The sequence below is a fragment of the Vibrio zhanjiangensis genome (assembly GCF_030161235.1).
GTDB lineage: Bacteria > Pseudomonadota > Gammaproteobacteria > Enterobacterales > Vibrionaceae > Vibrio > Vibrio zhanjiangensis.
Window position 1 is genome coordinate 1 of sequence record NZ_BSPW01000108.1, and the last position, 12,430, is coordinate 12,430.

The window sequence follows — 12,430 nt, forward strand, 5'->3', positions numbered from 1 at the left end:
ACGCAATAGCGCCGATGGTAGTGTGGGGTTTCCCCATGTGAGAGTAGGACATCGCCAGGCTTTGAACAACATTGAACTAAAGCAAATCAAAGTAAGACTTTAGAACAATTATATATTATGGAGAGATGGCTGAGTGGTTGAAAGCACCGGTCTTGAAAACCGGCATACGTTAATAGCGTATCTAGGGTTCAAATCCCTATCTCTCCGCCACATATTAAGACCCCTGTTTATACAGGGGTCTTTTTGTTTCATTTTTACATAAGTTGCTAATAGTATTCCCTTTTCTCTACAAGAGTTATTAGTCTTAATTTCAAATCACCTTTACTTAACTCTCTCTGTTGTTAATTTTTTGAAAAAATTAATAATTTATTAGGAAAGGCTTTCTATTCTTAATTTCATATGAAACAATAATTAGCATGCGAATAATGGGCTATTGTTTGGTTTAATTTTTCAGGAATTGAACCTGATATTTTTCCTTATTTTAATTGGATGAAATATGTATCACAGAGATCCCAAGACTAAGCTAGCACGAAGTTTCATGTCACATGTATGGCAAGAACGTGAGCATCAAGATTTGGATGATTTTCTCATCCCTCAAGTATTAGTTAAATCGCCGGTTAAGCAAAGTGTTGGTGGTCAGCACCTGTCTGATGCTTTTTCAATGTGGTTTAGAGGTTTCCCTAATCTGGACTACAAAGAGACAGCATTAAAAGTATTGAAAGATAGGGTCAGCATTGAGTGGCAAGTTAAAGGCGATCATCTGGGAAGGTTTTTGGGTGTTGCTGCAACAGGTAAGCCTGTTCTTTATTGCGGGACAACCACTCTTGTAATGTTTGATCAACGAATCCATGCATATTGTGCTGATGTACAAGTATCATCTGTAATGGAACAAATATCACCCGATCCATATGTAGCGAAAAAAACAGTCGGGGACGATATGTACTTGACTGTGAATAAGTTACTTCATCTGAATCTTACTCAGAGACAGATTGACTGTTTAGCCTTACTGTGTTTAAGGTGCGATAGCAGGGTGATATCATCAAAATTAAACATAAAATATAACACCTTCAGAACCCATGTGGAGAGAACGCTGCCTTTGATCGGCCTGAGTTCGAGTAGAGATGTTTTTGATTGGGCTCTTTCTTCAAATACTTTAGAAATTCTGATAAACATCGCTTTAGAAAAAATATGCACAAAATGTGACTAGTTTTTGGGTAACTTGCCGAATTATGAGGTGATAAAAAAGATAGTTTTATATGCCATGATTATTTCTGTTTGGGTTATTTGATTTGTTAATTCAATATATTTATTAAACCAATGCTTAATAAAGTTCTGTCCGTAATGATGGTAGTGAGGCAACCAACCCATCACGTATTCTTTGAAGTCTTCCTTAGTCTGAAATACAGCTTGTCTTTCTTCTTCCCATATTTTTATATTTGTGAACCCAACGCGAGTAAGCATCATTTCGATATCTAATTTAGTGTGGAAACAATAAGGATTAACAAAAGACTTTGAGGATACTCTGTACTCTGGTAGAGCTTCACACCAATCGGCGGCATCCCATAGACCAACACTCCTTGGGTATATAAGACCGAGAAATATTCCGTCCTTTTCAAGTATTGCTTTAATGCCGTACAGCGCTTTTTCTATCTCAGAAACCCAGTGTAAGCAATTAAAGCTAGTGACGATGTGATAGCTGTTTTGGTGCTTACTCAAATCTTGGGCATCACCTTGAACAAAGTGACAACTCGGATATTTTTTTGTCGAAAAATTAATCATACTCTCGGATATATCAATTCCCGTGACTTCTGCGCCCATATTGCTCATTAGATCAGAGACTTTTCCATCTCCACTTCCTACGTCGAGAAGCCTTTTACTTGCGAAGTCGATACCTGATTTGTCGATGAGGTAGTTCGCCTCACTTTTCTGTACAATTGAATTTTCACTATAGTGCGCTGGGTCACGAAATAATGTCATTTATGAACTCCTAGTGGTCATTTTTGCCGACACGATTCTGAATAATGGATGGTAACATACTGAAGAATAATGTTTATCTCTTCTTCGGTTCGATTAGTAAGCTAGAGTTCATTTTCATTTTGATACAATTTATCCAACAGATACCTTGTTAATTCACAAAGTAGAAAACACAAGGTACTTGTATTTATTACCTATGCCAATTGGTTTGCCTCATGGAATCATTCATGGGGCTTTTTTGGTTAGTAAAGTTCTTTAAGTTTTCTCGTTAGGGTATTTCGACCCCAGCCTAGAACCTTGGCAGCGTCTTGTTTATGGCCTTTGGTATGTTCCAATGCTGCTTCTAAGAGGATGCGTTCAAATTCAGGTTGAGCGTTGCTGAGTATTTCAGTTGCCCCTTCTATTAGCGATTGTTTTGCCCAAAGAGCAAGTGGGTTTTGCCAGTTTACATTGCTTTGTTCACCATAGTGGTTGCCGTTTGTAACGAGCTCAGGTGGAAGGTCTGATGGTAAGATTTCCCCCCCACTTGCCATAACGGTTAACCAACGGCATGTATTTTCCAATTGTCTGACATTACCAGGCCAGTTGAGCTCAGTTAGGGTTTGACCCGTAGATGCATGAAGGGTTTTGGCATCAACACCTAGTTCCTTGGCTGCTAGGGATAAAAAGTGTGCGGCGAGTTTTTCGATATCTTGTTTTCGTTCGCGCAGTGCTGGAATGTGCACGCGTATCACGTTCAGTCGATGAAATAAGTCTTCACGAAACTCACCATTTTGGACCAAATTTTCTAAATTTTGATGTGTCGCTGCGATAATACGGACGTCAACTTTGATTGGAGAGTGCCCACCGACACGGTAAAATTGGCCATCAGCAAGCACTCGTAGCAAGCGAGTTTGAATATCGAGCGGCATGTCTCCTATTTCGTCAAGAAATAATGTTCCTCCATTTGCTTGTTCAAAACGACCTTGACGTACGGTATTGGCGCCTGTAAATGCCCCTTTTTCATGGCCAAACAGTTCAGACTCAATAAGATCTTTGGGGATGGCCGCCATATTCAGAGCAATGAAGGCTTGGGAAGATCTTGGGCTGTGTTTGTGGAGAGCTTTTGCAACCAGCTCCTTACCCGTGCCTGATTCTCCGTTGATGAGCACAGAAATGGATGAACGCGAAAGCTTGCCAATAGCACGAAAGACTTCTTGCATTGCAGGTGCTTCACCAATGATCTCTGGAGTATTAGTCAGGTTTCGCTCGCTGAGATTTTGCTCTCGCTTTTGCTCTTGATAGTGAGCGATTGCTCTTTCTACCAAGTTGAGGGTTTCGTCGACATCAAATGGTTTGGGTAAATAGTCAAACGCTCCCTGTTGATACGCGTTGACAGCAGAATCAAGGTCAGAATGTGCCGTCATAATGATGACGGGCAGGTTGGGATAACTTTGGTGCACACGCTGTAGGAGTTCCATCCCATTAAGGCCGGGCATTCGAATATCAGAGATTAAAGCGTCAGGAGTGTCGTGTTGTAGCGCAACTAAGACACTCTCTGGTTCAGAAAAGGTTTCACAGTTGATATTGGCAGAGGCGAGGGTTTTTTCTAATACCCAGCGAATCGAACTGTCATCATCGACGACCCACACGTTTCCTTTACTCATAAAATGTTTATCCTTTCAGTTGTGCCATTCATGTCATCGAAATAGGTAGGTAGATAGTAAATGTTGTGCGGCCAGGCCAACTTTCTAGTTCAATTTTTCCTTGGTGCTGGTCAATTAGGTTTTGAGCGATAGACAGCCCAAGTCCGGTGCCGCCTTCTCTACCGCTAACCATGGGGTAGAATAGAGTATCTTGCAGCTCCACTGGTACGCCTGGTCCGTTGTCGATAATCTCGATTTTTGCGACTAATTTGTAGTTTTGGCCATGGATATTAACTTGGTGCACTGTTCTGGTGCGTATAATAAGGTGGCCATCCGATTGGGGCTTTAAAATCTGACCCGCGTTAATGACGATATTTAACAAGGCTTGTTCTATTTGGTCTGCATCAAGCAAAAACTCTGGTAGGCTGGGGTCATAATCTCGCTCAATATTGACCCAAGATCCAACCTCAAGGTCGACTAACTGACGCACTTTTTCGAGGATAAGGTGTAAGTTTTGATTTTGTTTTTGACCGGGTTTTTGTGGACCCAGAAGTCTATCAACCAATAATCGTAGTCTGTCTGCTTGTTCAATAATGATTTGAGTGTATTCGACCATAGATTGGTCGGGTAGCATACGTTCTAACAGCTGAGCCGCTCCACGCAGACCTCCAAGCGGGTTTTTTATCTCATGGGCCAGGCCTCTAACCAGTAATTTTGCAGCTTGTTGCTGAGAGTGCTGATTAAGTTCTTGTGATAAACGACGCTGCTGTTCAACCTCTCGTAATTCAATCAATAACATTATTTGCTTTTGCCAAGATATCGGGCTGGCTGTCACCTCTAGGATGAGAGGCTTGCCTTCAATAATGAGAGTAACATTGCTGTCTGTAATGCTTTGACCGGTTTGAAATGGACGTGCAAGCCAGTTTATATCCGTGGATGGATTTTGAATTAGACAAGTCAGGCTCTGCTCTGCAATGCGCTTGGCATTTTGAGCAAAGAGCTGTTCAGCGGCGCAGTTTGCATAGTGGATTTGCAATGATTCATTAACCACCACCACTGCGGTTGTTTGATGACTCAGTATGATGCTATTGAGTTCGCTATTCACACTCTTTCCTCATCCATGATAGTAATACGGTATTTTGCACCACTTTGGTGCGCAATGTTAGTATGACCCAATTACTCTGGCTGGCGAAGTGAAAATTCCATTAATTGGTTTGCTAAAGAGTAACAGACCTCTCTTGATAGAAAAAAGGCTCACAGATACGTGAGCCTTTTTGATGCTGTAACCAGCCTTACCTTACACTGAGTAGTAAAGTTCAAACTCAAGTGGGTGCGTGGTCATGTTTACTTGGGCAACGTCTTGAGACTTAAGCGAGATGTACGAGTCAATAAAGTCATCAGAGAATACACCGCCAGTGGTTAAGAATTCACGATCTTGGTCAAGTGAATCTAGCGCATCCTTAAGAGAGTATGCGACAGTTGGGATTTCTGCGGCTTCCTCAGCAGGTAGGTCGTACAGGTCTTTGTCCATGGCTTCGCCAGGGTGGATCTTGTTCTTAATCCCATCAAGACCGGCCATAAGCATTGCAGCAAAACATAGGTAAGGGTTTGCTGAAGGATCGCCAAAACGTACTTCAATACGTCGAGCTTTAGGGCTAGGGACCACAGGAATACGGATTGAAGCGCTTCGGTTTCGAGCGGAATAAGCCAACATAACTGGCGCTTCAAAGCCAGGTACAAGGCGTTTGTATGAGTTTGTTGATGCGTTAGCAAACGCGTTAATCGCGCGAGCGTGTTTGATGATACCACCAATATAGTAGAGTGCAGTTTCAGAAAGGCCGCCATACTTATCGCCAGCAAACAAGTTTACACCATCTTTTGCCAGAGACTGGTGAACATGCATACCACTACCGTTGTCGCCAACCAGAGGTTTAGGCATAAATGTCGCTGTTTTGCCAAAGGCATGAGCAACATTATGTACCACGTATTTATAGATTTGGATTTCGTCTGCTTTAGAAGTTAGGGTGTTAAAGCGAGTGGCAATTTCATTTTGCCCTGCCGTTGCGACTTCATGGTGATGAGCCTCGACCACAAGCCCCATTTCTTCCATGATTAGACACATCGCAGAGCGGATGTCTTGTGATGAGTCGACAGGAGCCACTGGGAAATAACCACCTTTTACGCCTGGACGATGGCCCTTGTTGCCTTCTTCGTAATCAGAACCTGTGTTCCATGCTGCTTCTACATCATCAATCTTAAAGAACGAACCAGACATATCAGTGGCGAACTTTACGTCATCAAACAGGAAGAACTCAGGCTCAGGACCGACGAGTACTGTGTCTGCGATACCAGTTGAGCGCATGAAGTCTTCTGCTCTCTTAGCAATTGAACGAGGGTCTCTGTCGTAGCCTTGCATAGTTGCAGGCTCAAGAATGTCACAGCGAATGTTGAGAGTGGCATCTTCAGTAAACGGGTCAAGTACCGCTGTTGAAGCGTCAGGCATCATCACCATGTCTGATTCGTTAATTCCTTTCCAACCAGCTACCGAAGAGCCATCGAACATTTTGCCTTCTTCGAAGAAGTCTGCATCGATTTGGTGAGATGGGATAGAGATGTGCTGCTCCTTACCTTTGGTATCGGTAAAGCGTAGATCTACAAACTTAACTTCGTTTTCTTGGATAAGAGACAGAACGTTTTCAACTGACATCTTGGATAACCTCCAGTGTTATTAAAGCGGTGTTAGCTTGATTAATTGAACAAATCCAGCATTGATTAATTTCATTTCAACGGTATTAATCGATGCAGACTCTAATATAAGCTAATTTCATGCCAAAAAAATAATGCTTAAAATTCATGTATTTAGTTGTTTTTGTCCAATAATGGTACGAACATTTGCACCAACTTGGACATTGTTTGCACATCTTTGGTGCGTGATGCTGGCCTATAATAGCTAGAAATCAAAGCCTATTTCATTTCAGTGATAATTACTACAGATGTCATTGAGGAATGGTGCATTGGTAGAGGGATGGGTATTTTTTTAGCATTGGTTGCGAAGAAAACTAATGTATCAGATCACATATTTCTGGGTTTTTCGCTAGAATCTGGTACATTACGGTCGTTTTTTTAATCAAATAAGTAATGCTCGCTAAATGTACGATTTAGGAGGGTTGCTTCTTTTATAAGTGAATCAAAGTCCATGGCTACTCCACAGATTGATAATTTAAGAAATATCGCGATTATCGCGCACGTTGACCACGGTAAAACCACACTGGTTGACAAACTACTGCAACAATCGGGGACATTAGAGTCTCGCGGTGAGGCTGAAGAGCGAGTCATGGACTCGAACGATATCGAGAAAGAGCGTGGTATTACTATTCTTGCGAAAAATACTGCGATTAACTGGAATGAGTACCGTATTAATATCGTTGATACTCCAGGACACGCAGATTTTGGTGGTGAAGTAGAACGCATCATGTCGATGGTAGATTCAGTTCTACTGATCGTTGATGCTGTAGATGGTCCTATGCCACAAACCCGTTTTGTTACCCAAAAAGCATTCGCGCATGGCTTAAAGCCGATTGTCGTTATCAACAAGATTGACCGTCCAGGGGCTCGACCTGATTGGGTAATGGACCAAGTGTTTGATCTATTCGATAACTTAGGTGCAACTGATGAGCAGCTCGATTTTAAAGTGGTTTATGCCTCGGCATTAAACGGTTGGGCATCTCTGGAAGAGGGCGAAACTGGCGAAGACATGCAGCCTTTATTTGAAACTATCGTCAAAGAAGTCGCAGCACCTCAGGTAGACTTAGAGGGGCCGCTTCAGATGCAAGTTTCCCAGCTAGACTACAGCTCTTATGTCGGTGTTATTGGTGTGGCACGTGTTACTAGGGGTAGTGTGAAGCCAAACCAACAAGTGACAGTTGTCAGTGCTGATGGTAAGACTCGTAACGGTAAAGTGGGCACTGTGATGGGCTATCTCGGTCTCGATCGTCATGAAGTCGATCAAGCAAATGCTGGTGATATCATTGCAATTACTGGTCTGGGTGAGCTTAAGATTTCTGATACTATTTGCGCACAAAATGCAGTCGAAGCCCTGCCTGCGTTGTCTGTCGATGAGCCGACTGTGACAATGACCTTCCAAGTAAACACTTCCCCGTTTGCTGGTAAAGAAGGTAAATTTGTTACCTCACGTAATATCCTTGAGCGTCTTGAAAAAGAGCTAGTACACAATGTGGCCCTGCGTGTTGAGCCTACAGATGATCCAGATAAATTCCGCGTATCTGGACGTGGCGAACTTCATCTGTCTATCTTGATCGAAAACATGCGCCGCGAAGGTTTTGAACTTGCCGTCTCTCGCCCTGAAGTTATTATCAAGGAAGAAAACGGTCAGCTAATGGAACCGTTTGAAACTGTGACCATTGATGTGATGGAAGAGCATCAAGGCGGTATCATGGAAAATATCGGCATGCGTAAAGGTGAGCTAAAAGACATGTCTCCAGATGGCAAAGGCCGTGTGCGTATGGACTTTGTTATGCCATCGCGTGGCTTGATTGGCTTCCAAACTGAATTTATGACCTTAACGTCTGGCTCTGGTCTTCTTTATCATACTTTTGATCACTATGGTCCGCACAAAGGCGGTAATATTGGTCAACGTATCAATGGTGTATTGATTGCTAATGCTGCGGGTAAAGCATTAACGAACGCACTGTTTAATCTACAAGATCGTGGACGTATGTTTATCGGTCATGGTGTAGAAGTTTATGAAGGTATGGTGATTGGTATTCACAGTCGTGATAACGATTTGACGGTCAATGCACTGAAAGGCAAGCAGCTAACCAACGTGCGTGCTTCTGGTACTGACGATGCTCAGGTTCTTACGCCACCCATTATCATGACGCTAGAGCAAGCACTTGAGTTTATTGATGATGATGAGCTAGTCGAAGTAACACCAGAAAGCATTCGTATTCGTAAGAAGTTTTTGACAGAAAGCGAACGTAAGCGTGAAGCTCGCAGCGCCAAATAGTTAAAACTCAGTTACAAGTATTGAGCCCTGTGGACATCGTCCATGGGGCTTTTTTGTATCCATATTCCATAAGTGACATTCACTCAAATATTTTTGCAATAAATATCATATGCTTGAGTTGTTCAAGCAATTAATGCATATTGTTTGTTCGTATACATGGATCGTATCGTACTCAGAACAAGCAAATACTGGTTTATTGGCAAAGTTCCACCTTCAAATAATGTTTATCCAACTTGCTTGCTCTGGCGCTGCGTACCGCAAATTTATTAGCTGCATCTCAGGACATTAACTCTCCGATAACTAAGGCTCTGAGATGCGACTTGTCGATATGGAGATCGTATGAAACTCAATAAAACCCTGCTAGCGACATTCTGCAGCGCAGCACTATTTAGCACCTCCGTTATTTCAGCTGAAGATTCGTTAACCATAGGTGTCTCTCAATATCCAGCAACCCTTCACCCAGCCATAGATAGTGCCGTAGCTAAAACTTATATCCGTGGCTTTACTCAGCGCGACTCCATTGGTTTTGACCAAAACTGGCAATTAACCTGCTATTTGTGTGAGCAGGTTCCTACCTTTGAAAATGGCTTGGCAACGATTATTGATCGCCCCAATGCCAAGCAAGGAGAAAGCCTGAAAGGGATAAAAATGACCATTCGGCTGAAAAAAGATTTGTTCTGGGGGGACGGTACACCCGTTACCAGTCAAGATCTTGCTTTTTGGCATCAAGTGGCCACATCGTCAGAGGTTCAAGGCAACCCTGAGTTGTCACTGGTGCGGCAAATTGAAAAGGTGGAGGTGATTGATGACTACACGGTTGATATGTACATCGATAGAATCACGTACGAATACAATTCTAGCCTAAGGCCTAAGGTTCTTCCCCGTCATCTTGAAGAGCCTATTTTTAAAGCGAATCCTAAAGAGTATCACCTTAAAACCAAATACGTGACTGAGCAAACTCATCCTGGTTTGTACAATGGACCTTATATTATTGAGCAAGCCAAGCAAGGTCAGTTTATAAAGCTTGCCATTAACCCTTATTGGAAAGGCAAAGCTCCCCATTTTGATCAAATTACGGTAAAGACAATTACAGACACGCAGGCCCTGCAGGCCAATCTGCTCTCTGGTGATATTGACTATATTCCGGGTGAGCTAGGTTTGACGTTAGATCAGGCACTACAGTTTGATAAACGCTATGGCAGTAAATTTAATGTAGATATTCGACCAGCCGCTTTATATGAGCATTTGGATATCCAACTAGATAACCCGCATTTAAGCGATGTTAGGGTGCGTCAGGCACTACTTTACGGCCTTGACCGCGAACTGCTGACGCAAAAGCTATTTCAGGGCAAGCAACCTGTAGCAACGACAAGCGTCAACCCTCTCGATTCTGCATATGAACCTAATACGCCTTTCTATAACTATGATCCAGAAAAGGCTAAGCAGCTGCTCAAAGAAGCCGGATACAAACTCGTCAATGGCGTACAGACGAAAGATGGTCAGCCACTTGAGCTGGAATTTATGACCACCGCAGGCAATAAAACTCGTGAGTTAGTCCAGCAATTTGCTCAAGGCCAATGGAAGAAAGTTGGCATCAAGGTGGTGATTAATAACCAACCTGCACGGGTTTACTTTGGCACGACTCTTAATGAGCGCAAACATAAGGGCTTGGCTATGTTTGCTTGGTCAAGTTCACCAGAAGGCTTACCCAATACAGTACTGCACTCTGAACATATCCCTAGCAAAGAGAATGGTTGGTCAGGGCAAAATTATGCGGGCTACTCAAGTGCGAAAATGGACGGTTTGATTGACCAAATTGAAGCTGAAGTCAATGCAGAAAAGCGTAAGGCGTTGTGGAAGAGCTTGCAGAATCTTTATGCGACGGATTTACCAGCCTTACCTCTTTTCTATCGCTCTGAGAGCTATATCTATCCCAAGTGGCTTGTTGGCGTTGAACCGACAGGGCATCAATATTATTCGAGCTTCTGGGCTGAGAACTGGGCTCGAGCCAATTAAGCGGTTGGTATGTCTATGAGTGAAGTAGTATTAGACGTTCGTAATATGAGTGTGGCTTTGGGGCCACACCTTGCGGTGAAAGAGATCAGTTATCAAATTCATGCTGGTGAGATTTTAGGCGTAGTGGGTGAGTCAGGTTGTGGAAAATCACTGACTTCACTTGCAGTAATGGGGCTTTTAGATAAAAAGCTGGCACTGTCGGGTGAGATTCTATTTGCGGGTGAAAACCTAGTTGGTATGACTGAGAAACGCTATCAGCGTATCCGTGGTGAAGGTATAGGTATGATTTTCCAAGAGCCGATGACAGCACTCAACCCCGTGGTTACGGTGGGTGAACAAGTCGCTGAAATGTTTTTGGTCCACGAAAATACCTCTAAAGCCGAAGCCATGAACTGCGCGATAGAAATGCTAAGGCAAGTACATATTCCCTACCCCGAAAGGAGAGCCAAAGCATTTCCTCATGAGTTATCTGGTGGTATGCGTCAACGGGTAATGATTGCCATGGCGCTTGCCTGCAAACCTAAAGTATTGATTGCTGATGAGCCAACCACAGCACTGGATGTGACAGTCCAGGCTCAAGTTCTTGATTTGCTGGAAGAGTTAAGAGAGACCACAGGTACCGCGATTCAGTTTATCAGTCATTCATTAGGTGTCGTATCACAAATTTCTGACCGTGTCATGGTGATGTACGCTGGACAAGTGGTGGAGATAGCCGATGTGAACGATATTTTTGATAATCCTCAACACCCATACACACAGGCGCTGCTTGATACCATTCCTCGTGTTGGTGTGGATATTAAGCGTTTACCCGCCATTCCTGGCAGTGTTCCGCCTCTTGAACAGCGTGGTGAGAATTATACATTTCGCGATCGATGCCCTGAACTTTTCGATCATTACGTCCAACGTGCGAAGCAGCGCAATGGTCAAATTGTTGGAGGGTACTCATGACGCTACTAAAAGTGACTAACTTAAATAAATACTACCGGCTTGAGGCTGGCTCTTTGCTGGGGCGCAAGCCTAAATATCTGCATGTGACAAAAAACGTGTCTCTTAGTTTAGAAGCGGGTAAAACCTTGGCTGTGGTGGGTGAGTCTGGATCGGGCAAGTCTACTCTGGGGCGCATGATTAGCATGTTGGATACACCGGCCTCTGGTGAAATATACATTGCTGGTCGTGAGGTATCACGCCTTAGTTCAAAGCAGCAAAGACCGATACGCCAGAGTATGGGGTTGGTTTTCCAAGACCCATATTCTGCGCTTAACCCAAGAATGCCCATTTTGGACTCTTTGATTGAGCCCATGAAAGTTAACAGTATCGGCAATCGTGAGTCTCAACGAAAACGTGCTTTGGAAGTGCTGGAATGGGTTGGGATGCATGAGGATGTTCTAACCCGTTATCCTCATGAATTTTCAGGTGGACAAAGGCAACGTATCGCGATTGCTCGAGCCTTGATGTTAAAGCCTCAGCTAATTATTGCTGATGAGCCCCTTTCTGCGCTTGATGTGTCCGTTCAGTCACAAATTTTGAACCTATTTAAAGACTTACAAGAAGAGCATGGCATAGCTTTTTTCTTCATTAGTCACGATATGGCGGTGGTATACCACTTAGCGGATGAAGTGATAGTGATGAAAAATGGTGAGATTGTTGAACAGGCGGACAAAGCGAGCTTTTTTGCTTGTCCTAAACATCCATACAGCCAAGAGTTACTCAACGCTGTGCCTGATATCGGTAAAGTCAGGCGTCGTAATCAGTTAGAGAGAAAATCAGCATGAAAGTAACAAACAATTCG

At 43.3% G+C, this 12,430-nt stretch carries 9 protein-coding genes and 1 tRNA gene; 6 read left to right on the forward strand and 4 right to left on the reverse strand.

Annotated features, from left to right (window positions below; genetic code table 11):
• Positions 1–119 precede the first annotated feature (119 nt).
• Both QQK21_RS21290 and QQK21_RS21295 read left to right on the forward strand, forming a co-directional pair.
• Positions 120–210: transfer RNA gene (locus tag QQK21_RS21290), tRNA-Ser, on the forward strand.
• A 286-nt stretch (positions 211–496) separates the two neighbouring features.
• Positions 497–1,207, forward strand: a complete 711-nt coding sequence (locus QQK21_RS21295; protein WP_284194183.1) for an ester cyclase — start codon at positions 497–499, stop codon at positions 1,205–1,207.
• A gap of 20 nt (positions 1,208–1,227) precedes the next feature.
• Here QQK21_RS21295 and QQK21_RS21300 read toward each other — a convergent pair whose 3' ends face one another.
• From QQK21_RS21300 to glnA, 4 genes are all read right to left on the reverse strand, one after another.
• Positions 1,228–1,977 carry a class I SAM-dependent methyltransferase gene (locus QQK21_RS21300; protein WP_284194184.1) on the reverse strand — a complete coding sequence of 250 codons (750 nt, stop codon included), beginning with the start codon at positions 1,975–1,977 and terminating at the stop codon, positions 1,228–1,230.
• 239 nt (positions 1,978–2,216) lie between these two features.
• Positions 2,217–3,620: a nitrogen regulation protein NR(I) gene (glnG, locus tag QQK21_RS21305; protein WP_284194185.1), complete on the reverse strand. Its 1,404-nt coding sequence runs from the start codon at positions 3,618–3,620 to the stop codon at positions 2,217–2,219.
• Between the two features lie 28 nt (positions 3,621–3,648).
• Positions 3,649–4,704: a nitrogen regulation protein NR(II) gene (glnL, locus tag QQK21_RS21310; protein WP_284194186.1), complete on the reverse strand. Its 1,056-nt coding sequence runs from the start codon at positions 4,702–4,704 to the stop codon at positions 3,649–3,651.
• A gap of 192 nt (positions 4,705–4,896) precedes the next feature.
• Positions 4,897–6,306, reverse strand: a complete 1,410-nt coding sequence (glnA, locus tag QQK21_RS21315) for a glutamate--ammonia ligase (protein WP_284194187.1) — start codon at positions 6,304–6,306, stop codon at positions 4,897–4,899.
• 489 nt (positions 6,307–6,795) lie between these two features.
• Between glnA and typA the strand changes: the two genes are divergently transcribed.
• From typA to QQK21_RS21335, 4 genes are all read left to right on the forward strand, one after another.
• Positions 6,796–8,625 carry a translational GTPase TypA gene (typA, locus tag QQK21_RS21320; RefSeq protein WP_284194188.1) on the forward strand — a complete coding sequence of 610 codons (1,830 nt, stop codon included), beginning with the start codon at positions 6,796–6,798 and terminating at the stop codon, positions 8,623–8,625.
• A 339-nt stretch (positions 8,626–8,964) separates the two neighbouring features.
• On the forward strand, positions 8,965–10,641 hold the full coding sequence (locus tag QQK21_RS21325) for a peptide ABC transporter substrate-binding protein (protein WP_284194189.1): 1,677 nt from the start codon (positions 8,965–8,967) through the stop codon (positions 10,639–10,641).
• A 15-nt stretch (positions 10,642–10,656) separates the two neighbouring features.
• On the forward strand, positions 10,657–11,589 hold the full coding sequence (locus QQK21_RS21330; RefSeq protein ID WP_284194190.1) for an ABC transporter ATP-binding protein: 933 nt from the start codon (positions 10,657–10,659) through the stop codon (positions 11,587–11,589).
• The gene (locus QQK21_RS21335) at positions 11,586–12,413 is read left to right on the forward strand and encodes an ATP-binding cassette domain-containing protein (RefSeq protein WP_284194191.1); all 828 of its coding nucleotides are present in this window, start codon (positions 11,586–11,588) and stop codon (positions 12,411–12,413) included. Before QQK21_RS21330 ends, QQK21_RS21335 begins: the two co-directional genes overlap by 4 nt.
• Positions 12,414–12,430 lie beyond the last annotated feature (17 nt).